The organism is Streptomyces cucumeris (genome assembly GCF_024295805.1).
Lineage (GTDB): Bacteria > Actinomycetota > Actinomycetes > Streptomycetales > Streptomycetaceae > Streptomyces > Streptomyces cucumeris.
In genome coordinates this window covers 84,836-105,964 of record NZ_JANCLX010000007.1, presented here as the reverse complement: position 1 = coordinate 105,964, position 21,129 = coordinate 84,836, and the positions used below count along the sequence as shown (strand labels likewise).

Sequence of the window (21,129 nt, the reverse complement as noted above, 5' to 3'; positions counted from 1 at the left end):
GTCACCGAAGTGTCGCGGGGTGCGGGCCGCGAACCGGGTGAGCCGTCGGTCGCGCTCAGCCGGACGCCGTGCGCTCAACCGGACGCCGTGCGTTCGGACGCGCCGGGTTCGTGGACCGGGGCGCCCGGCGCGGCGGCCGGTTCGCCGGAGGCGCCGCGGAGTACGCCCGCGCCCGCCACCAGCCCCAGGGCCCCCGCCGTGACCAGGCAGAACGACACCGTCAGCGAGGTCAGATCGGCGATCGAGCCCATGGCCGCGGGGGCGATCAGCCCGGAGGTGTAGGTGATCGTGGCCACGCCCGCGATGGCCTGGCTGGGGGCGGGACCGCTGCGGGCCGCCGCCGCGAACGCCAGCGGCACCACGACCGCGATGCCCAGCCCGATGAGACCGAAGCCCGCGATGGCCAGGCCCGCGTTCGGCGCGGTGACCACCCCGAGGCCGCCGAGCGTGGCGAGCACCCCGCCCACCCGTACCGTCCGCACCGCGCCGAACCGGCCGACCACCGCATCGCCCGCCAGCCGGGCCGCGGCCATGGTGCAGGAGAAGGCGGTGGTGCAGGCGGCGGCGACGCCGGGGGAGGAGTCCATGACGTCCCGCAGGTAGACCGCCGACCAGTCCAGGCTCGCCCCCTCGGCGAACACCGCGCAGAACCCCACCGCGCCGATGATCAGCGCGGACCGGGGCGGCAGCGCGAAACGGGGCGGCGGGTGCTCCTCGGCCGCGCTGTCCAGGTCCAGCACCCAGTGACAGGCGATCACGCCCAGCACCGTCAGCGCCGCGGCGGCGACGGCCAGATGGAGCCGGGCGTCCGCCTCCGCGTGGGCCGCGACCGTGCCCGCCGCCGAGCCGATGAGCGCGCCCGCGCTCCACATCCCGTGCAGCCCGGACATGATGGGGCGGCCCAGCCGGGTCTCGATCTCCACACCGAGGGCGTTCATGGCGACGTCGGACATCCCGGCGGTGGCGCCGAACACGAACAGCGCGCCGCACAGCCAGACCGGACCGGGGACGAGCGGGGGCACCGCGAGCCACAGACACCACAGCGCCAGCAGCCCCCGCAGGGCCGTGCGGGCCCCGAAGCGGTGACTGATCCGCCCGGCCAGCGGCATCGCGAAGGACGCCCCGACCGCGGGAAAGGCGAGTGCCAGGCCGAGTTGGCCCGCACTCAGGTCCAGCCGCTCCTGGATCCAGGGGATCCGGGTGGCGAAGTTGCCGGTGACCGCGCCGTGTACGGCGAACACCACCGCGACGGCCATCCGCGCCCGCCGTACGGGGGCCGGTTGGGCTGCCCCGGATTCCGTGGCACTGCTCATGGCTGTCGCTCCCTCCCCGAAGCGCGGCCCCTCCGGTGCGGCCCTGCCCTGTGTGGTCCCTTCCCGTGCGGTCCTTCCTCGGCCCGCATACCGGTGGGGAAACTATCAGGGAGCCTGCCTGATAGATAGGCGATATCCCCGGACAGCCGTCTGGAAGGACTCCGGCATGACCTCGACGCGTGGCCCCGCCGCGGGCCGCACTGCCTCTCCCGCTACGGCGCGGGCCATCAACGACCGCCTCGCGCTGCATCTGCTCAAGGACGAGGGGCCGCTGACCGCAGGTCAGCTCAAGACACTGACCGGTCTCTCCCGCCCCACCGTGGCGGACCTGGTGGAACGGCTGCGGGCGGCCGGACTGGTCGCGATCGTCGGGGAGTCGGGGGCGGAGCGGCGCGGGCCCAACGCCCGGGTCTACGGGATCGTCGCGGACAGCGCGTACGTGGCCGGGGTCGACGTCCGCACCGACAGCGTCGCCGTCTGCGTCGCGGACCTGCTCGGCCGGACGCTGGCCGAGGCGTCGCTGCCGGTCGCCGCGGACACCGACCCCGCGCGCACCGTCTCCGGCGCGGTCGCCCTGGTGGCGCGCACCGCCCGGCGGGCCGGGGCGGACCGGCTGCACCACATCGGCGTCGGCGCGCCCGGCCTGGTCGACCCGGCCACCGGTGAGCTGGACTCCCCGGGCGGATTGCCCTCCTGGCACCGCGAACTGGCCGCCGCGCTGCACCGCGGTCTGGCGGCGCCGGTGCTGCTGGAGAACGAGGTCAACCTCGCCGCCGTCGCCGAACAGCGGCTCGGCGCGGTGCGCGACCGTGACACCTTCGTGCTGCTGTGGCTGGGCCACGGGGTCGGCGCGGCCGTGGTGCTGGACCGGGTGCTGCGGCGCGGTGCCTCCGGCGGCACCGGCGAGATCGGCTTCCTGCCGGTCCCGGGGGCGGCGGGACTGCCGTCGGCGACCGGCTGCGACGGCGGCTTCCACGCCCTCGTGGGCAGCCGCGCCATCGGTGAACTCGCCCGGGAGCACGGCCTGTGCGCGGCCCCGGCGGGCGGTGCGGACGACGCGGCGACGGCGGAGGCGGTGCTGTGCGAGGCCGTCGCGGCGGGTGAGCCGGCCGCCCCCTTCCTGGACGCGCTGGCGGCCCGGGTCGCCCTGGGGGCCGCGGCGGTGAGCGCGGTGCTCGACCCCGGCTGTGTGGTCCTCGGCGGGGAGACCGGCCGCGCCGGGGGTCCGGCCCTCGCCCAGCGCGTCGAGGCCCAGGTCGCCCGGATGTCCCCGCTGCGCACCGAGATCCGCCCCGGGGCCGTCGGCGGCACCGGGGTGCTGCGCGGCGCGGTCCTCACCGCGACGGACGCGGCCCAGAACGACCTGTTCGGAGCGGACCAGGGCGTGTTCCGGACATAGCGCCGTCCGCCCGGAGGGCGGATCCCGCGGCGTCGGGGGCACCTCCCGGCGGAGGGCCGTCCTCGCGGCGATCCCGGCATCGCGGCGAGCGTATGCGCAGGCGTCGCTGGGCAGGGGGCGTCCGGCACACGCCCTGGCCACCGGCACGGCGCCGGACGGCGCCCGGACGGCCGGGCTTCCCTCCGGCGCGGTCGGGCGACGAGCCGAACGCACTGCCGGGGGAAGGGCCGACGGACACCCCGCACCCCGTCCCCGCGGGCCCGGAGCCCGCCCCGTGAGGGAGGCCACAGGGGGTGGGCCTCCAGCTCCGCTGATCGTCGTGGCACACTGGGCGCGTACCAGTGACGTCAGCGCACTCCGGGGTCGGTGAAAATCCGAACCGGCGGTTACAGTCCGCGACCCGTCCGCCGCCAGCGGTCGGTTGACCAGGTGAAATTCCTGGACCGACGGTGAAAGTCCGGATGGGAGGCAGTGCGCGGCGAATGCGACATCACCGGTGCGCCGCCGTCGGCGGTCCGCGCTGTTCCTGTGCGGTCCCGTCCGCGATCCCGGCGTACTGGCGGCGCCGTCGTTCGTTCGTGTCGTTTCCGACAGCCCCGGAGTCCGTGCCCGAAGAGGCAGGAGGACCCGGTGGCCACCGCAGCCGAACCCGACGCGATGCGTCGTGCCGTGACGCTCGCAGCCCGCGGCCTCGGCCACACCAGCCCCAACCCCGTCGTCGGCTGCGTCATCCTCGACGCCCAGGGCCGCATCGCCGGTGAGGGCTGGCACCAGCGCGCCGGCGGGCCGCATGCCGAGGTCCACGCCCTGCGCGCCGCGGGGGAACGGGCCCGGGGCGGGACCGCGCTGGTCACCCTCGAACCCTGCAACCACACCGGCCGCACCGGACCCTGTGCCCAGGCGCTCATCGACGCCGGGATCGCCCGTGTCCGCTACGCCGTCGCCGATCCCACCGCCGAGGCCCGGGGCGGCGCCGCCACCCTGGCCGCCGCCGGGATCGACGTCGCGGCCGGGCCCCTGGCCGACGAGGCCGAGGCGGTCAACGAAGCCTGGCTGACCTCGATGCGGCGCGGCCGCCCGTTCGTGCTGTGGAAGTACGCCGCCACCCTCGACGGGCGCAGCGCCGCGGCGGACGGCACCAGCCGCTGGATCACCTCCGCCGCCTCCCGGGCCGATGTGCACCGGCTGCGCGCCGAGGCGGACGCCGTGGTCGTCGGCTCCGGCACCCTCCGTGCCGACGATCCCCACCTGGCCGTCCGCGACCGGGACGGGGCGGCCCAGCCGCTGCGCGTCGTGGTCGACACCCGTGCGACCGTCACCCCCGGCGCCCGGGTGCTGGACGACGCGGCGCCCACGCTGGTCGCCGTCGCCGAGGACGCCGACACCGGCCATCTGCCGGGCGTGGCGACCGTACGGCTGCCGCGTGCCACCGGCACCCCCGGGCTCGACATCCCTGCGCTGCTGGCCGCCCTGCACGACCGCGGAGTGCGCTCGGTCCTGCTGGAGGGCGGGCCCACACTGGCCGGGGCGTTCCTCGCCGCCGGAGCCGTCGACAAGGTCGTCGGCTATCTGGCGCCCGTTCTGCTCGGTGCGGGCCCCGCCGCCCTCGCCGACGCCGGAATCACCACCATCGCGCAGGCGTTGCGCCTCGAACCGGCCGATGTCACCCGGCTCGGACCCGATCTGCGCATCACCGCCGTGCCCGCCCCCCTCGCCGAGGAGAACTGAAGTGTTCACCGGAATTGTCGAAGAACTGGGTGAGATCGTCGCCGTCGAGAACCTCGGCGACGCCTCCCGCTTCCTGGTGCGCGGCCCCGTCGTCACCGACGGTGCGAAGCACGGCGACTCCATCGCGGTCAACGGCGTCTGTCTCACCGTGGTGGACCGCCAGGAGGGTCCCGCGGGCGGCGAGTTCAGCGCCGATGTGATGGCCGAGACCCTGAACCGCTCCAGCCTCGGCGCGCTCACCGTCGGCTCCCGCGTCAACCTGGAGCGCCCCATGGCGCTCGGCGGACGGCTCGGCGGCCACCTCGTCCAGGGGCATGTCGACGGCACCGGCACCATCGTCGAGCGCACGCCCTCCGAGCACTGGGAGATCGTCCGGATCTCGCTGCCCGCCGGACTCGGCCGCTATGTGGTGGAGAAGGGCTCGATCACGGTCGACGGCATCAGCCTGACCGTCGTCGACGCGGATCCCGACTCCTTCACCGTGAGCCTGATCCCGACGACGCTCGCCCTCACCACCCTCGGCGTCAAACAGCCCGGCGACCCGGTCAACCTCGAGGTGGACGTGGTCGCCAAGTACGTCGAGCGGATGCTCGGCGACCGCGCCCGGGGCCCCGCCGCCCCCGGCCCCACGTCCGGAACCGCCGAGGAGGCCGTCTCATGACCACCGTCGACCGGCTGGACGCCGGACCCCGAACGATCCACCGCGAGACCGCGAGCGCGCCCGTTCCCGGAAGGAGTCTCATGACCGAGGCATCCGCGCAGACCGTGCCGCAGCACGCCGATCCGCAGCCGACGCCGGCCCCCGCGCCGCGCGCCGTCCGCACCGGCGGGCAGTGGCCCGACGAACTGGCGCTGGACTCCGTCGAGCGGGCCATCACCGAGATCGCCGCGGGGCGTCCCGTCGTGGTCGTGGACGACGAGGACCGGGAGAACGAGGGCGATCTCATCGTCGCCGCCGAGAAGATCACTCCCGAGATCGTCGCCTTCATGATGTCCGAGTGCCGCGGGCTGATCTGCGCCACCCTGGAGGGCGCCGACCTGGACCGGCTGGAGCTGCCCCAGATGGTGGAGCAGAACTCCGAGTCCATGCGCACCGCGTTCACCGTCTCGGTGGACGCCACCGCCGAGCACGGTGTCAGCACCGGTATCTCCGCCGCCGACCGGGCCACCACCCTGCGGCTGCTGGCCGATGCGCACAGCGTCCCCGGCGACTTCGCGCGCCCCGGCCACATCTTCCCGCTGCGCGCCCGCCCCGGCGGGGTGCTCTCCCGGGACGGCCACACCGAGGCCGGGGTCGACCTGGCCCGGCTCGCGGGGCTGCGCCCGGCCGCCGCCATCGTGGAGATCGCGGGCGAGGACGGCACCATGCTGCGCCTGCCGGACCTGGTCGCCTTCGCCCGTAAGCACGATCTGGCGATCATCTCCATCGAGGACCTGATCGCCCACCGCAAGGCGCTGGAGCCCGGGGTGCGGCGCGAGGCCCAGACCCGGCTGCCCACCGCCTTCGGGGACTTCCAGGCGTACGGCTACCGCTCGACGGCCGACGGCGTCGAGCACATCGCGCTCGTCAGCGGTGAGATCGGCGACGGCGAGGACGTGCTGGTGCGCGTCCACTCCGAATGCCTCACCGGCGATGTCTTCCACTCGCTGCGCTGCGACTGCGGCCCCCAGCTGCACGCCTCGCTGGAGCGGGTGGCCGCCGAGGGCCGGGGCGTGGTGCTCTATCTGCGCGGCCACGAGGGACGCGGTATCGGACTGCTGTCCAAGCTGCGCGCCTACCAGCTCCAGGAGCTGGGCCGGGACACGCTGGACGCCAATCTGGAACTGGGTCTGCCCGCCGACGCCCGGGACTACGCCGCGGGCGCGGAGATGCTCACCGACCTCGGTGTGCGTTCGCTGCGCCTGATGACCAACAACCCCGAGAAGACCACGGCACTGGTCCGCCACGGTCTGCGGGTCCTGGACCGGGAGCCGATGCCGGTCCAGGCCGGGGAGCACAATCTGCGGTACCTGCGGACCAAGCGGGACCGGATGGGGCACGACCTGCCCTGGCTGGACGGCGACCGCGCCGAACCCGTGTCCGCCTGCGGCAACCAGTAGCCGCGGGCGAACAGCACCACCCACCACCCCCATCAGCACGACCCGTACGGAACCCGTACGCGGGCACAACACGCACCGAGGAGAGACGTGAGCGGTAAGGGCGCCCCCGAACTGTCCGTGAAGAACTGCGGCGACCTGCGCGTGGCCGTCATCGCCGCCCAGTGGCACGAGCAGGTGATGGACGGACTGGTCGACGGCGCGCTGCGCGCCCTCGGCGAGCTCGGCATCTCCGAGCCCACCGTGCTGCGGGTGCCCGGCAGCTTCGAGCTGCCGGTCGTCGCCAAGGTCCTGGCGGGCCGCGGCTATGACGCGATCGTGGCCCTCGGCGTGGTCATCCGCGGTGGCACCCCGCACTTCGAGTACGTGTGCCAGGGCGTCACCCAGGGCCTCACCCAGGTCAGCGTGGACACCGGGGTCCCCATCGGCTTCGGCGTGCTGACCTGCGACACCGAGCAGCAGGCGCTCGACCGGGCCGGGATCGCCGGATCCAGCGAGGACAAGGGCCACGAGGCGGTCACCGCCGCCGTCGCCACCGCCACCACCCTGCGCTCGGTCGCCGAACCCTGGCGCTGAGCCGGGTGGGCCCGCACCAGTAGGATGGCGGGCATCATGGCCAACAAGACGTTCGAGGAGCTCTTCACCGAGCTCCAGCAGAAGGCCGCCACGGCCGATCCCGCCACCTCCCGCACCGCCGAACTGCTCCAGTCCGGTGTGCACGCCATCGGCAAGAAGGTGGTGGAGGAGGCCGCCGAGGTGTGGATGGCCGCCGAGTACGAGAGCGACGCGGCGACCGCCGAGGAGATCTCCCAGCTCCTCTACCACCTTCAGGTGATGATGGTCGCCAAGGGCCTCTCCCTCGATGACGTCTACGCTCATCTCTGAGCCGTCGCGCCCGTCCCGTCACCCCTCCGCGTCCCGAGTCACACCCCTCTCGCACCGATCGCTACCGAAGGAAAGAACGCTCATGCTGCGCATCGCCGTCCCCAACAAGGGTTCACTGTCCGAGCCTGCGTCGGCGATGCTCCATGAGGCGGGCTACCGGCAGCGCAAGGACCGCAAGGAACTGGTGCTCGTCGACTCCGACAACGACGTTGAGTTCTTCTTCCTGCGGCCCCGGGACATCGCGGTCTACGTCGGCTCCGGCCGGCTGGACATCGGTATCACCGGCCGTGATCTGCTGCTGGACTCCGGCTCCAAGGCCGAGGAGATCATGCAGCTCGGCTTCGCCGGCTCCACCTTCCGCTACGCCACGCTCCCCGGCACCGCCCGGGACGTGAGCGAGTTCGGCGGGAAGACCGTGGCCACCTCCTTCGCCGGACTGGTCACCAAGCACCTGGCCGACCACGGGGTGGACGCCGATGTGGTCCACCTCGACGGCGCCGTCGAGACCGCCATCCAGCTCGGCGTCGCCGAGATCATCGCGGATGTCGTGGAGACCGGCACCACCCTGCGCAACGCCGGGCTGGAGATCATCGGTGAGCCGATCCTGCAGTCCGAGGCCGTGGTGATCCGCCGCACCGGCGCCCCCACCGACGACCCCAAGGTGCAGCAGTTCCTCCGCCGGATGCAGGGCGTCCTGGTGGCCCGGCGCTACGTGATGATGGACTACGACATCCGGGTCGAGCACGTCGAGCGCGCCGTGGCGCTCACCCCCGGTCTGGAGTCGCCCACCGTCTCCCCGCTGCACCACGAGGGCTGGGTCGCGGTCCGTTCGATGGTCCCGTCCAAGGACGCCCAGCGGATCATGGACGAGCTGTACGACCTGGGGGCACGGGCGATCCTGACCACCGGGATCCACGCCTGCCGGCTCTGATCCGGCCCCGCCGCCCCAGCCCATCCGCCTCCCACGAGAGTCCGGCCACGTGTCCTCCGCGCCCCTGCCCGCCCTCCCCGTCACCTTCCGGCCGACCAGGACCCGGGCGGTCCTGCTGACCGTCGGTACCGCCGTCGTCATCGCGCTCACCGCGGTCGGACTGCTCCTGGACAGCCTGAGCCCGGGGGAGAAGGCCAGCTTCGCCATCACCGGCCTGATCTTCTTCGGGGTGCTGCTGCTGCTCAGCCGTCCCAAGGTGATGGCCGACACGGACGGGGTGACCGTGGTCAACCTCACCACCCGGCGCCGTCTGGCGTGGGCCGAGGTGCTCCGGGTCAATCTGCGGCCCGGCGATCCATGGGTCTTCCTGGACCTGGCCGACGGCACCAGCCTGCCCGCGATGGGCATCCAGCCGGGCATCGCCAAGGAGCGCGCCATCCACGACGCGCGGGCGCTGCGGGCCCTGGCCGAGAAGCACGGCACGGGTGGTGAATCGGCCTGATCCTCGCCGCCGCGGCCGGTCCGCGGCGGCCGGGCGGCACTCCACCGGCCCGAGGGGCCTGCCCGTGACGCCCCATCCTTGATTACCCTGTTGCCGGGGCCGAACGGTGCCCCACCCCGCCTTCCCATGTCCGCGCTCCCCCCGCGCGGTCGGCGGGCTCCCCTGCGACCCGAGGAGTGACTCCCTCCGCAGATGGACGGATCGTCCTGTAGTACCTGCGCCGCCGCCGGCTTCGAGGCGGCGGCATGAGCATCACCCTGTCCCTCCTGCTGCTCTGTGCGGCACTCGTTCTCATCCTCGCCAACGGCTTCTTCGTGGCGGCGGAGTTCGGCCTGGTCACCGTGGAGCGGCCGGACGCCGAACGGGCCGCCGACGAGGGCGACCGGCGCGCCCGCACCGTCGTCGAGGCGCTGCGCGAGCTGTCCTTCCAGCTTTCCGGGACCCAGCTCGGCATCACCATCACCTCCCTGGTGGTCGGCATGCTCGCCGAGCCCGCGCTCGGTCATCTGCTGACCCCGCCGCTGGAGGCCGCCGGCCTGCCGCACGGGGCCGTCCCCGGTGTGGCCGTGGTCATCGGCATGCTGGTGGCGTCCGCCGTGCAGATGATCATCGGCGAGCTGGTGCCCAAGAACTGGGCGGTCTCCCGGCCGCTCCAGGTCGCCCGGTTCGTGGCGGGCCCGCAGTACGCCTTCGCCCGCTTCTTCCGGCCCGTCATCGCCCTGCTCAACACGGTGGCCAACCGGCTGGTGCGGATGCTGGGCGTGGAGCCCACCGAGGAGCTGGCCTCCGCCCGTACCCCCGGTGAGCTGGTCTCGCTCGCCCGTCATTCGGCGCGCGCGGGCGCCATCGAGCAGGACACCGCCGATCTGTTCGTGCGGACCCTCTCCCTGGGCGACCTCACCGCGCAGCATGTGATGACCCCGCGGGTCCGGGTGAGCGCGCTCCAGTCCACGGCCACCGCCGAGGACGTGCTCAACCTCACCCGCGCCACCGGGCTCTCCCGCTTCCCCGTCTACCGGGACCGGCTGGACGAGGTCATCGGGATGGTGCACCTCAAGGAGGCCCTCGCGGTGCCCGCGCACGACCGGCTGCGCACCCCCGTGAGCCGGATCGCCCAGGCCCCGCTGCTGGTCCCGGAGACCCTGCCGGTCCAGCCGCTGCTGGAGCGGCTCCGCAGTGAGCAGCCGATAGCCGTGGTCGTCGACGAGTACGGCGGTACGGCGGGCGTCGTCACCCTGGAGGACATCGTCGAGGAACTCGTCGGCGAGGTCCGCGACGAACATGACGATGAAGCGTCCAATATGCCTGACTTGACACAAATTGCCATGGAGGACGGCCGCCACGCCTGGGACGCCGACGGCGGCTGCCGCGTGGACACCCTGCGCCGGATCGGCCTGGAGGCTCCCGACGGTCCCTACGAGACCGTCGCCGGACTCGTCGCCGATCTGCTGGCGCGTATCCCCGTCCCCGGTGACACCGCCGAGCTGCCCGGCTGGAAACTGGCGGTCCGACAGGTCGGCCACCACCGGGCCGAGCTGGTGCGCATCGTCCGCGCCAAGGCGGGTACGCCCGTGGGGCAGCAGGGCACCGCCCCCGCAGCCACCGCCATCTGTCCGGCAGCCGGCACGGCCGCCGGTGCCGCCGCCGGGAAGGGGACCGAGCGATGAGTCTCGTCCAACTGCTCTTCGCCGCCCTGCTGGTGCTCGCCAACGGCTTCTTCGTGGGCGCCGAGTTCGCCCTGGTCTCGGTGCGCCGCAGCCAGATCGAGCCGCGCGCGGCCGAGGGCTCCGCCCGCGCCCGCACGGTGCTCACCGGTCTGGAGAGCCTGCCGCAGATGATGGCGGCCGCCCAGTTCGGTATCACCGTCTGCTCGCTGACCCTCGGCGCGGTCGCCGAGCCGACCGTCGCCCATCTGCTGGAGCCGGTCTTCCACGCCGCCCATCTGCCCGCTCAGGCGGTCCACCCCCTCGGCTACGCCATCGCGCTCGCCGTCGTGGTCTTCCTCCACCTGGTCATCGGCGAGATGGTGCCGAAGAACCTGGCCATGGCGGCGCCGGAGAAGACCGCGCTGTGGCTCGGCCCGGGCCTGGTCGGCTTCGCCCGGCTGTGCCGCCCGGTCACCGCGGCGCTCGGGGCCTGCGCCCGGGTGGTGCTGCGGCTGTTCCGGGTGGAGCCCAAGGACGAGGTCGAGGCGGTCTTCACCAGTGAGCAGCTGACCCATCTGGTGGAGGACTCCCGGCAGGCCGGACTCCTCGAACCCGGGGAGCACGAGCGGCTCGCCGACGCCCTGGAGCTCGGTAGCCGCCCGGTCACCGATGTGCTGCTCGACCCGGCTGCCCTGGTCACCGTGGATCCCTCGGTCACCCCCCGGCGGATCGAGGAGCTCACCGTGCGGACCGGCTACTCCCGTTTCCCGGTGCGCGGTCCCGGCGGCGCCTTCATGGGCTATCTGCATGTGAAGGACGTCCTGGACCTGGAGTTCCGGGAGCGTGCCGTACCGCAGCACGTCTGGCGGCCGATCGAGACCCTGCGGGCGGAACTGCCGCTCGACGACGCGCTCACCGTGATGCGCCGGGCCGCCTCCCACCTCGCGGCCGTCACCGACGCCTCGGGGAAGGTGCTGGGCCTGGTGGCCCTGGAGGACGTCCTGGAGATGCTGGTCGGCGAGGTCAGGGACCCCGCCCACCGGGCCGGGAAGCGCCGCCGGGTGACCGAGCCCCGCGGTGCCTCGGCGGAGCCGTCCGGCCGCGAGCCGACGCGGCCCTCCGGGGAGGAGCCGGCGGAGCAGCCCGCGATGGTGGCGCGCTAGGGTCCGTCTTCAAAGGGAGTACACCGCCGCCCGGTGGCTCCCGGGGCGGTCAGGACAGCGGATCCTGCGGGTCGCGGTACATCGGACCGCGACCCGACAGGACCTCCCCGTATGCCTGCATCAGATCCGGCAGCCGCAGGGTGGCCAGATCGTCCCGGGTCGGGGTGCCCGTCCACCCCGACAGCCGCAGATCCCGGTACGCGCAGCTCTTCTCGTACAGGGTGCGCAGAAAGCGGCCGTTGCCCAGTTCGTCGATCCAGCCCTGGTCCACCACATGGCCGCTGATGCTGCGCAGCTCCTCCACGGCCTCCTCGTCCCAGACGTCACCGTTCTCCGCGGCCAGCACCTCGCCGATGCTGGTCAGCTCCAGCGGACGGTAGCTGGGGAAGTCCACCCGTGTGGTGAAGCGCGAGCCGAGACCGGGGTTGGCGGCCAGCAGCCGGTCCATGCCCTCGGGGTAGCCCGCCAGGATCACCACCAGCCGGTCGCGGTTGTCCTCGGCGCGCTTGAGCAGCACCTGGAGCGCCTCGTCGCCGTAGGCGTCGCCCTTGCTGTAGCCGGAGTTGGACAGGCTGTACGCCTCGTCGACGAAGAGCACCCCGCCCAGCGCCGAGTCGATCAGCTCATTGGCCTTCACCGCCGTCTGGCCCAGGTACTCGCCGACGAGGTCGGCGCGCCCGGCCTCCACCAGGTGGTCCCCGCCCAGCAGCCCGAGCGCGTAGAAGACCCGGCCCAGGATGCGGGCCACGGTCGTCTTGCCGGTGCCGGAGGGGCCGGAGAAGACGAAGTGGCGCTTGGGCGGCTGGACCGGCAGGCCCTGCCCGGCGCGCAGCCGCGCCATATGGAGCTGTGCGGACAGCGCCCGGACCTGCCGCTTGACCGGCTCCAGGCCGACCATGCGCTCCAGCTCCTGCAACGCGCTCTCCAGCAGCGCCGGATCCGAGGGGCCCGGCGGGGCGGGCGGTCCGGACCGCTCCCGGGTGCCGCCGGAGCCCACCACGGCGGAGCCCAGCAGCGCCGCGCCCCCGGGGCCGGCCTCGCCGCCGGTCCGCGGCTCACGGCCGTCGCCCGGATCGGCGGTGGGCAGCGGATCGGGGTCGAGGGCCGTGGCGTCGCGGAGGTCGCCCGCGTCCTGGCCGCCGGCCCCGGCCAGGGAGACGGCCGCCAGATCGGCGGGCTCGTCAAGACCGTCGGACTCGGCTATCGCCGCCAGCCGCGCCGAGGTGTCCATGAAGGTGGGATCGATCCGGTGCACCGCGCGGTACAGGGGAAGCGCGGCGGCGCTGCGCCCGGTGCCCTCATGGGCGCGGGCGAGCCAGTAGCGCAGCTCCTTGCGCTGCGGCTGTTCGCTGCGGCAGCGCATCAGCGCGGCGGCGAGCAGTGGTTCGGCCTGGCCGAACATCTCCAGCCGGACCCGGGCCATCCCGCCGAAGAGCCCCGCCTCGATACCCAGCAGCGGATCGTCCAGCAGCGGTTCGGTGTGCCGCACCAACTGCTCCCAGTCCTTGACCAGATAGGCGCGGCAGGCGTGCAGGAAGCGGGCCTGGGGGTCGGCTTCCACCGGCGGGCACCCGGCCAGTGCCCGGTCCAGCTCGGGGACGTGGCGGCCGTCGAGCCAGTGGGAGGCGTGCGCGAGCAGCAGATCGCGGCTGGTCTCCAGCACCGGCTGGACCCACCAGCCCAGCCAGTACCAGGAGTTGAGGGTGCGGCGGTGGCGGGCGCGCTGCTCCCCGAAGCGGTCGCGGTGGCGGTACATCCGCAGCAGGGCGGTGGCGGTGTCGGCGCGCAGCGCATGCAGCCCGAGCCAGGCGTCGGCCATCGCGGGGTCATGCCGCACGGCGGCCCGGAACTCCTCCTCGGCCTGTGCGTAGGCGCCCATCGTGTAGGCGTCGACGGCCCGCAGCCAGGCGAGATCGGCCGGGGCGTGCGATCCTTGCGTGCCGAAATCCATCACGTCCCCCACAACCCCTGCCCCCGTGGATGCCGCAGGGGCGACTGCCCCTTGGGCATCGTACCGGCGCAAACGGCACCGGCCGAGGGTGCCGCACTGTTGTTCGTCGCAATCGCATAATGCCGACCCGGTGTGCGCCGGGGGCGTATAGGGGGCGCGAACGGCCATGTCCGGCCGGATGTCCATGGTCACCGAGGGTGAGATACGCGCTGCTCACGGCATCGGAAAACCGACCCCAGACAGGACGAAGCCCCCGATCACGGGGGAACAACCGGGGGCTTCGCGTTGTGGGGCGACTCGTACGAGTCGCACATTGAGAACGTAAGACCTGTATGGCCCCCAGGTCAAGCCGAGTTGGGGCACGCGTCGCACCTCGGGCACCGGGTGCGGGCCGGTCGGCCACGCCGGATCACGCTGAGTGAGGAGGGGGCTCGTTTCGGTCGACCTCCGCCGGTCCCGGGAGCAACACATACCCCTCTCTTCCCTCTGTCACCAGGGTGTCGGCAAAGGGGCGCGAGGGGTCGGCGGTGAAGTGCAGCCGCTCGGCGTGTCGCCAGCCGTCCCAGAATGCGGACTGTTCCGGTCCGTCCCGGCGCTCGCCGCGCCGCCAGGCGAGGTGGCCGGGCAGATCCATCCACAACAGCCGCGCCAGGGAAGGGCGTACGGCACGGCGGCCACAGCCCACCCCCTCCAGCAGCACGACCGGCGCGGGGTCCAGCTCCCGCTCCCCGGCCGCGAAGCGGCGCGCCACCCAGTCGTACGGGGCGTACCGGGCGGTGGCGCCCCGGGCGAGCGGATCGAGGATCTGGTGGCGCAGCCGCCCCGCCCAGCCGAACAGCTCGTCATGAGTGGCGAGGTCATCGGTGTGCAGCACCGGGGCGCCGCCGAGCGCCGCCGCGAGCCGCCCGGTGAAGGTGGTCTTCCCCGATCCGGCGTGGCCGTCCACGGCGATGAGCCGCACCGGACCGCAGGAGGGCGGCAGGGCGCGCAGCCGCCGGGCCAGTGCGTCGAGCCCGGCGGTGGTGCCGGTGGTGCCGGTGGGGTCGTCCGTGCCGGGTGCGCCGGTCGGTTCGGGTGAGTCCATCGCCGCCCAGCCTACGGCGCCCGCCCTTCCGTTCACTCCACTGGTCCACACCAATATTGATGAGCCCGCGGGAGGGGAATCACTGGTCCGAGACCATCCGCAGCGGCCATAGTTGGGCGACGGTCACGTATCCGCCGCCCCGATGGACGACTGGACGACGACTGGGGGAACCCCGTATGAGCAGATCCGGATCCACGCCCCGCCGTTCCGTGCTCACCGCCGCGCTCGGCGTCGCCGGCGCGGTCGCCGTCTCCACCTCCGCCGCCTCGGCCGCCGGGACGGCCCGCCCGGCCGGGGAGCCGGTCGCGGCCGGCGGGCCCAAGCGCCGCAGGGCCCCCGCGGTCGCGGAGTACCACGGCTGGAGCAGCGACGCCGACTGGAAGGCCGGGACCGCCAAGGGCGTCCGCGTCCAGTCCGGCTCCCGCCCCGGCATCGTGATCTCCACCCCCGCGGGCAGCACGGACTACACCGACCCGCACACCGGCACCAAGGCCCGGTGGGAGTACGCGACCTGGACCTCCCCGGTGCGCAAGCTCTCGGTCCCCGCCACCGAGGCGATCGTCTCCTGGAACGCCCGCACCCCGGCCGGCACCTGGATCCAGATCGAGCTGAAGGGCACCTACTCCGACGCCACCAGTACGCCCTGGTACGTCATGGGCCGCTGGGCCTCCGGCGACGGCGCCGACTCCATCCGGCGCACCTCGGTGGACGACCAGAGCGACGACAAGAGCTCGGTGTGGACCGACACCCTCTCCGTCGACGCCCCGGCGAGCGGGCTGCGGCTGGTCTCCTACCGGATCCGGCTCACCCTCCACCGCAAGCCCGGCACCAAGCTCACCCCCACGGTGTGGCGGGTGGGCGCGATGGGTTCGGATGTGCCCGACCGCTTCGAGGTGCCCGCCTCCGCCCCGGGTCTGGACGGCGGGCGGGAACTGACCGTCCCGCGCTACTCGCAGGAGATCCACAAGGGTCAGTATCCCGAGTACGACAACGGCGGCGAGGCATGGTGCAGCCCCACTTCCTCGCAGATGATCGTCGAGTACTGGGGCCGCACCCCCACCGCCGAGGACCTGGCCTGGGTCAACCCCGACTACGCCGACCCCCAGGTCTGCCACGCCGCCCGCGCCACCTTCGACTACCAGTACGAGGGCTGTGGCAACTGGCCGTTCAACGCCGCGTACGCCGCCACCTACCGCGACCTCCAGGGCGTGGTCACCCGGCTGGGCTCGCTCACCGACGCCGAGAAGCTGATCGGCGCGGGCATTCCGCTGATCACCTCGCAGTCCTTCCTGAAGACCGAGCTGGACGGGGCGGGCTACGGCACGGCGGGCCACCTGATGACCGTCGTCGGCTTCACCGCCGAGGGCGACGTCATCGCCAACGACCCTGCCTCGTCCAGCAACGAGGCCGTCCGCCACATCTACAAGCGGCGCCAGTGGGAGAACATCTGGCTGCGCACCAAGCGGTACAACGCCGACGGCAAGGTGGTCTCCGGCACCGGCGGGGTCTGCTACCTCTACTTCCCGGCCAAACCCACCGCCGCCCAGCGCCGTGTGCTGGAGGAGCTCGGCATCCGGTGACCTCCGCAGGTCGGCCGCCCCCCTACGGCCGCCCGCGGCCGGATGCCGGGGGCGGGGAGGTGACCCCGTCGGTCAGCGCGCCGGCGGTGGTTCCTCCGGGCCGGTCCGGGTGATCTTCCACATCCGGGTGGCCACCTGGAGGTTGAGTCTGCTCTCCACGTCCGCGAGATCCATCCCCGTGATCTCGCGGATGCGGCGCAGCCGGTAGCGCAGTGTGGAGCGGTGGATGACCAGGGCCGCCGCGGCCTCGCTGTAGTGGCCGCCGCAGTCGAAGTACTGGGACAGCGTCTCCACCAGGGCGCTGTGGTGCCGGGCGTCGTAGTCCAGCAGCGGGCCCAGCCACTCCCGGACGAACCGGTCCACCTCCCGGTGGTCACCGCCGGGCGGCAGGATCCGGTACAGCCCCAGATCGTCGAAGAACGTCATCCCGTGCGCGGGGTGCGAACGGCTGCGCACCTCCAGCGCCCGCAGCGCCTCCTGGTAGGAGCGCGGCACCTCGTGCGGCGGCTCACAGCGGCCGCCCACCCCGATCGCCCCGGCTTCGCTGCCCACCTCCCGGCTCAGCGCCCGGTACAGCGACCGCTCGCCCGGCGCGCCCCGGGCCACCAGCACCGCCGTACCGTCACGCCGGGTGGGCAGCACCGGCAGGCCCAGCCCCGCGGCCGTGCGGACCACTGCCCCCAGGAACGCGTCGTCGACCGTACGGCCGGGCCAGCGCACCGCGATCACATGGTGCGGACCGTGCAGATCGTGGCCCACCGCCTCGGCACGGGCGTGGGCGCCGGGGACATCGGCTCCCACGAGCAGATCGTCGACCAGTTCATGCCGCAACCGCAGCTCCACCTCGGCCAGTTCGCGCACATGGGCCAGTTCCAGGGCGAGCGAGGTCGCCGCGTGGTCCAGCGCCCGCAGGGCCCGTTCATCGGCCCGGCCCCCGGGGTCCACCAGCGACAGCGCACCCAGCACCTCACCGCGCGGCGCGGCCACCGCCACCAGCCGGTCCCTGGACCGCACCGGCCGCGGCCGCCGGGCGGCGTCCCGCAGCAGCTCCTCGCGGTGGGCCGGGTCCGGCTTGGGATACGGCTCCGGACGGCCCGGACCCGCCCAGGCCCGGAGGTTGCCGAACCGGTCCTCGATCGCCGCGGGCAGTCCGGTGGCCCGGTGCAGCGCCCGGACGATGCCGTCCTCGCCGTCGCCCCGGGCGGCCGCGCGGGCCAGTGCGTCATGGACCGCGCGCAGATGCCCCAGGTCGGACAGGGAGGACTGGAGCCGCCGTCGGATGGCCTCCCGTTCATCCCGGGCCCGGCGCGCCTCGGCCGCATGGGCCCGCTCCCGGCGGTGGGCGGCGGCGATGGACAGCGCCGCGGCCGTCTGCCGCACCAGCACCCCCAGCAGGAACCGCTCATCGTCCCCGGGCCGGTCGCGGGAGCTGACCACCAGGGCGCCGCGCAGCCCGCCCGGCTCGCGCAGTGCGAACGCCCAGCCCCAGGCGCGCCGGGGGAACCGCACCGGTCCGTCCCGTCCCGCCAGCTCGCGGACCTGCGCGTCAAGGGCGGCGGTGGCCCGCAGGCCGTCGTGCGGACAGCGCACCAGCGCATCGCCGAGCAGCAGATAGCCCGCCTCGGCGCGGCCCGGTCCGACCACGCTGACCTGCGCCATCGCCCGGCGCAGAATCTCGGCCTCGTCCCGGCTGTCGAACATGGCCAGACAGCGCGACAGCAGATCGTGGATGACGCCTGATGTCATACGCCCTGGAGTACCCACTTTCAGATGAATAACCCCATAAAGCGACATTTCTTCTGTGCTCCCGGGGTGAGTCCCGCTGCCGCTCTCGACCTGTGGGCGCAGGGGAGCCCGGCCGCCGATGGGGCGGGGGCGCCCGTCAGTGGTTCCACCGGTGGCGGCGGCCGGGCGGGGGTGGCGCGGGACCGCCCCGGCGCGACCGTCCGCGCGGCACGCCGTCCCGCGACACGATCGCGACCGTCCGTGCGGCACGGCGCGACGGTGTGAGCCGCCCAACATCCCTCCACCCCGGGCGAGATGGGGGACGATGGGCGCACCTCCCCCCGGGCCGGGGCGGATTGACGGCGATGTGCTCAGCATCACCGTCTCCGTTCCGGAAGTCGGAACCCCGCCATTTCGGCCCCGCCGGTCCGTACGGGCACCGCGGCACCTGACGGCCTCGGCATACGCCCCGCGAGGCCCGTGGCCGACGCCCCGCGGAACCGCCGGATCACCGCGTCGTCCTGCGGCGGGGCAGGTTTTCGAGGGGTGCGCGATGGCGCGATCCGGACGGTGGCAGATGCCTCTGACAGGTGCCCGTCTTCTCCCGGCTTCTCCCTTCTCCCCGGCTCGATGCGGACTTCCGATTTCCGTTTTTTCCTTTCCCCGCCGAGCGGTTGATCAGTAATCTCGCCTCAGCAGCGGGTTGCCCTGCCGCTCTTCGTCGTGCTCCACTTCCCCGAGGACGCGGACGGCCCGAGGGCGGCCCCGGAAGCCGGAAGAGGGCGAAGGAAGTGCAGGACGTGGACTGGCGGCCGGAGGGAACGAGCGCCGCGGACGAGGTCGGAACGGGCCGGGAAGGCCATTCCGCGGAGCATGCGATATGACGTCGGAACCGGGCGGACCGAGACGTGACGGCGGCTCCCACGATGCCGCCGGCCCCACGGCCGGGGACCGTACCGAAGACACCGCCCGCGACGCCACCGGTCCGCGGGACACCGGACCGGAACGGTTCGCGGCGCTGTGGAGCCGCGCCGTCCACCCGGTCGTGGCCACGCCCCTGACCCTCGCGGAGTTCCAGGACCGTCTGGTGCCGCTGGCCCGCCAGTTGGCCACCGCGCTGCACGCCCGTCCCTTCGACACCGCGGTGGCCTACGAGGTCGGTGCCGCCCTGGTGGACGCCCACTGCACCGAGCCCGAGGCGCTGCCCGCCGTACTGGGCGCCGTCGACGCCCATCTGGTCGACCACTGCCCGCCGGAGGGCACGGAGCCGCCGGACGACTCCGGCGCGCGCGCCCGCTGCGCCCGGCTGCAGCATGCGCTCGCCACCGGGTTCGTCCGCGAGCTGCGGGCCCGTGAGCGCGCCGCCCAGCAGGCCATCTCCCGGGCCGCGCTGGCCGCCCGCACCGAGGCCGAGAAGGCGCTGCACGCCAGCGAGGCCAAGTTCCGGGCGGTGTTCGAGGGTGCCGTCATCGGCGTCGGCATCGCCGCGCTCGACGGTGAGATCCTCGTCGTCAACGACCCCATGGCTGTCATGTTCGGCGGACGCGACTTCTTCCGCCCCGGCCGGAACGTCAACGAGTTCGTCCACCCCGACGACGCGCCGGGCGCCCATGAGCTCTACCGCCAGCTCGTGAACGGCGAACGCGACCACTTCCGCATCGAGAAGCCGCACTACCGCGACGACGGCAGCGTGCTGTGGACCAATCTGACGGTCACCCTGCTCCGTGACTCCACCGGCGCCCCGCAGTACCAGCTCACCCTCGCCGAGGACATCACCGAACACCGTGAACTCCAGGAGCGGCTGCGCTACGAGGCCACCCACGACGAGCTGACCGGACTGCCCAACCGCGCCCTGTTCCTCGAACGGCTCGACCAGGTGCTCGCCGCCGACGCCGACGCCGAGCGGTTCGGCGTCTGCTACCTCGACCTCGACGGCTTCAAGGCCGTCAACGACAGCCTCGGCCACTCCGCCGGGGACCGGATGCTCATGGCCGTCGCCGAACGGCTGCACGCCTGTCTCACCTCGCCCGACGAACTCATCGCCCGCGTCGGCGGGGACGAGTTCATGGCCCTGGTCACCGGCCCCTCCGCACAGACCGACGGCACCGCGCTGGCCCGCCGGATGCTCGCCGCGCTGGCCGAACCCGTCCGCGTCGAGGGCCGTGAACTCCAGGTGCGCGTCAGCATCGGCGTCGTCGACGGACGGGCCGGGGAGATCGGCCGCGCCGAGGTGCTGCGCAGCGCCGACATCACCATGTACCGGGCCAAGGCCGCGGGCGGCAACCGCTTCGAACTCGCCGACGCCGACTCCAACGCCCGGGTGATCGCCCGTCACAGCCTCACCAACGGACTGCCCTCGGCCCTGGAGAAGGGCGAGTTCTTCATCGAGTACCAGCCCCTGGTGCGGCTCGCCGACGGCACCGTGCGCGGCGCCGAGGCGCTCGTCCGCTGGCTGCACCCGGTGCACGGAGTGCTCGGCCCCGACCAGTTCATCCCGCTGGCCGAGGACACCGGTCTGATCGTCCCGCTCGGCCGCTGGGTGCTGGAGCAGGCCGCCCGGCAGGCCCGGAAGTGGCGGGACAGCGCCGAGGACGACCGCGATCCGCTGCGCGTCAACGTCAACCTCTCGCCCTGCCAGCTCAACCACCCCACCCTGGTCTCCGACACCGTGGCGGTGCTGGAGAACGCCGGACTGTGCCCCAGCACGCTGTGCCTGGAGGTCACCGAGAACGACCTCATCGGAGCCGACGAGGACGCCTTGCGGCCGCTGCGCCAACTCGCCGACCTGGGCGTGGACATCGCCCTGGACGACTTCGGCACCGGCTACTCCAACCTCTCGTACCTGCGCCGCCTGCCGGTCAGCCAGCTCAAACTGGACCGTTCCTTCACCCGCGGGATGCAGCGCGCCCCGGCCGATCCGGTGGACGTCAAGATCGTCGAGGGGATCGTCTCACTCGCCCACACCCTCGACCTCGCGGTGACCGTGGAAGGCGTGGAGACCGCGGTACAGGCCGAGCATCTGCGGATGCTGGGCTGCGACACCGCGCAGGGCTGGTACTACGCCCGCCCCGGCCCGCCGGAGCGGCTGCACACCCTGGCACTGGCCGACGCCAGCTAGGGCGACG

16 protein-coding genes and 1 riboswitch are annotated in these 21,129 nt (G+C 73.4%); of the genes, 12 read left to right on the top strand and 4 right to left on the bottom strand.

The annotated features are described in order from the left end of the window. Positions 1-74: 74 nt before the first annotated feature. Positions 75-1,313 (bottom strand): MFS transporter, encoded by a 1,239-nt coding sequence (locus tag NMK44_RS12955; protein WP_254741977.1) that lies wholly within the window; start codon positions 1,311-1,313, stop codon positions 75-77. A 166-nt stretch (positions 1,314-1,479) separates the two neighbouring features. Between NMK44_RS12955 and NMK44_RS12950 the strand changes: the two genes are divergently transcribed. The 10 genes from NMK44_RS12950 (at position 1,480) to NMK44_RS12905 (ending at position 11,664) form a co-directional block, all read left to right on the top strand. Continuing rightward, positions 1,480-2,712, top strand: coding sequence for an ROK family transcriptional regulator (locus NMK44_RS12950; protein WP_254741974.1), 1,233 nt, complete (start codon positions 1,480-1,482; stop codon positions 2,710-2,712). Between the two features lie 348 nt (positions 2,713-3,060). After that, a riboswitch (FMN riboswitch) is annotated at positions 3,061-3,191 on the top strand. A gap of 151 nt (positions 3,192-3,342) precedes the next feature. Then, positions 3,343-4,440 (top strand): bifunctional diaminohydroxyphosphoribosylaminopyrimidine deaminase/5-amino-6-(5-phosphoribosylamino)uracil reductase RibD, encoded by a 1,098-nt coding sequence (ribD, locus tag NMK44_RS12945; RefSeq protein ID WP_254741971.1) that lies wholly within the window; start codon positions 3,343-3,345, stop codon positions 4,438-4,440. Between the two features lies 1 nt (position 4,441). After that, positions 4,442-5,101: a riboflavin synthase gene (locus NMK44_RS12940; RefSeq protein WP_254741968.1), complete on the top strand. Its 660-nt coding sequence runs from the start codon at positions 4,442-4,444 to the stop codon at positions 5,099-5,101. Positions 5,102-5,181: 80 nt separating this feature from the next. Further along, positions 5,182-6,540 (top strand): bifunctional 3,4-dihydroxy-2-butanone-4-phosphate synthase/GTP cyclohydrolase II, encoded by a 1,359-nt coding sequence (locus NMK44_RS12935; RefSeq protein ID WP_374215269.1) that lies wholly within the window; start codon positions 5,182-5,184, stop codon positions 6,538-6,540. A gap of 87 nt (positions 6,541-6,627) precedes the next feature. After that, positions 6,628-7,113 (top strand): 6,7-dimethyl-8-ribityllumazine synthase, encoded by a 486-nt coding sequence (gene ribH, locus NMK44_RS12930; RefSeq protein WP_254741962.1) that lies wholly within the window; start codon positions 6,628-6,630, stop codon positions 7,111-7,113. 36 nt (positions 7,114-7,149) lie between these two features. Further along, complete coding sequence (locus NMK44_RS12925; RefSeq protein WP_254741959.1) at positions 7,150-7,422, top strand: phosphoribosyl-ATP diphosphatase; 273 nt, start codon at positions 7,150-7,152, stop codon at positions 7,420-7,422. Positions 7,423-7,504: 82 nt separating this feature from the next. Then, complete coding sequence (gene hisG, locus NMK44_RS12920) at positions 7,505-8,353, top strand: ATP phosphoribosyltransferase (RefSeq protein WP_254741956.1); 849 nt, start codon at positions 7,505-7,507, stop codon at positions 8,351-8,353. 49 nt (positions 8,354-8,402) lie between these two features. Then, on the top strand, positions 8,403-8,855 hold the full coding sequence (locus NMK44_RS12915) for a PH domain-containing protein (RefSeq protein WP_254741953.1): 453 nt from the start codon (positions 8,403-8,405) through the stop codon (positions 8,853-8,855). 245 nt (positions 8,856-9,100) lie between these two features. Beyond that, positions 9,101-10,522 carry a hemolysin family protein gene (locus NMK44_RS12910; RefSeq protein ID WP_254741951.1) on the top strand — a complete coding sequence of 474 codons (1,422 nt, stop codon included), beginning with the start codon at positions 9,101-9,103 and terminating at the stop codon, positions 10,520-10,522. Beyond that, complete coding sequence (locus NMK44_RS12905) at positions 10,519-11,664, top strand: hemolysin family protein (RefSeq protein WP_254741948.1); 1,146 nt, start codon at positions 10,519-10,521, stop codon at positions 11,662-11,664. Before NMK44_RS12910 ends, NMK44_RS12905 begins: the two co-directional genes overlap by 4 nt. A gap of 49 nt (positions 11,665-11,713) precedes the next feature. On the opposite strand, the gene NMK44_RS12900 is transcribed toward NMK44_RS12905, so the two are convergent. Together NMK44_RS12900 and NMK44_RS12895 are read right to left on the bottom strand one after the other, a co-directional pair. Next, positions 11,714-13,615: an AAA family ATPase gene (locus NMK44_RS12900; protein ID WP_254741945.1), complete on the bottom strand. Its 1,902-nt coding sequence runs from the start codon at positions 13,613-13,615 to the stop codon at positions 11,714-11,716. Positions 13,616-14,024: 409 nt separating this feature from the next. Then, a complete protein-coding gene (locus tag NMK44_RS12895; protein ID WP_254741942.1) occupies positions 14,025-14,699 on the bottom strand; it encodes a uridine kinase family protein in 675 nt (224 codons plus the stop codon). A gap of 176 nt (positions 14,700-14,875) precedes the next feature. Between NMK44_RS12895 and NMK44_RS12890 the strand changes: the two genes are divergently transcribed. Next, positions 14,876-16,279, top strand: coding sequence for a C39 family peptidase (locus tag NMK44_RS12890; RefSeq protein ID WP_254741939.1), 1,404 nt, complete (start codon positions 14,876-14,878; stop codon positions 16,277-16,279). 72 nt (positions 16,280-16,351) lie between these two features. Here NMK44_RS12890 and NMK44_RS12885 read toward each other — a convergent pair whose 3' ends face one another. Beyond that, positions 16,352-18,025 carry a PucR family transcriptional regulator gene (locus NMK44_RS12885; RefSeq protein ID WP_254741937.1) on the bottom strand — a complete coding sequence of 558 codons (1,674 nt, stop codon included), beginning with the start codon at positions 18,023-18,025 and terminating at the stop codon, positions 16,352-16,354. Positions 18,026-18,884: 859 nt separating this feature from the next. On the opposite strand from NMK44_RS12885, the gene NMK44_RS12880 reads away from it, so the two are divergent. Further along, positions 18,885-21,122: a putative bifunctional diguanylate cyclase/phosphodiesterase gene (locus NMK44_RS12880; RefSeq protein WP_254741935.1), complete on the top strand. Its 2,238-nt coding sequence runs from the start codon at positions 18,885-18,887 to the stop codon at positions 21,120-21,122. The last annotated feature ends 7 nt before the right edge of the window (positions 21,123-21,129 follow it).

What these genes read in the sequence shown, in the direction of transcription:
- NMK44_RS12955 (WP_254741977.1), bottom strand. Translation starts at nt 1,313, where the DNA reads ATGAGCAGTGCCACGGAATCCGGGGCAGCCCAACCGGCCCCCGTACGG.
- NMK44_RS12950 (WP_254741974.1), top strand. Translation starts at nt 1,480, where the DNA reads ATGACCTCGACGCGTGGCCCCGCCGCGGGCCGCACTGCCTCTCCCGCT.
- NMK44_RS12935 (WP_374215269.1), top strand. Translation starts at nt 5,182, where the DNA reads ATGACCGAGGCATCCGCGCAGACCGTGCCGCAGCACGCCGATCCGCAG.
- NMK44_RS12925 (WP_254741959.1), top strand. Translation starts at nt 7,150, where the DNA reads ATGGCCAACAAGACGTTCGAGGAGCTCTTCACCGAGCTCCAGCAGAAG.
- hisG (WP_254741956.1), top strand. Translation starts at nt 7,505, where the DNA reads ATGCTGCGCATCGCCGTCCCCAACAAGGGTTCACTGTCCGAGCCTGCG.
- NMK44_RS12910 (WP_254741951.1), top strand. Translation starts at nt 9,101, where the DNA reads ATGAGCATCACCCTGTCCCTCCTGCTGCTCTGTGCGGCACTCGTTCTC.
- NMK44_RS12905 (WP_254741948.1), top strand. Translation starts at nt 10,519, where the DNA reads ATGAGTCTCGTCCAACTGCTCTTCGCCGCCCTGCTGGTGCTCGCCAAC.
- NMK44_RS12900 (WP_254741945.1), bottom strand. Translation starts at nt 13,615, where the DNA reads ATGGATTTCGGCACGCAAGGATCGCACGCCCCGGCCGATCTCGCCTGG.
- NMK44_RS12895 (WP_254741942.1), bottom strand. Translation starts at nt 14,699, where the DNA reads ATGGACTCACCCGAACCGACCGGCGCACCCGGCACGGACGACCCCACC.
- NMK44_RS12890 (WP_254741939.1), top strand. Translation starts at nt 14,876, where the DNA reads ATGAGCAGATCCGGATCCACGCCCCGCCGTTCCGTGCTCACCGCCGCG.
- NMK44_RS12885 (WP_254741937.1), bottom strand. Translation starts at nt 18,025, where the DNA reads ATGACATCAGGCGTCATCCACGATCTGCTGTCGCGCTGTCTGGCCATG.
- NMK44_RS12880 (WP_254741935.1), top strand. Translation starts at nt 18,885, where the DNA reads ATGACGTCGGAACCGGGCGGACCGAGACGTGACGGCGGCTCCCACGAT.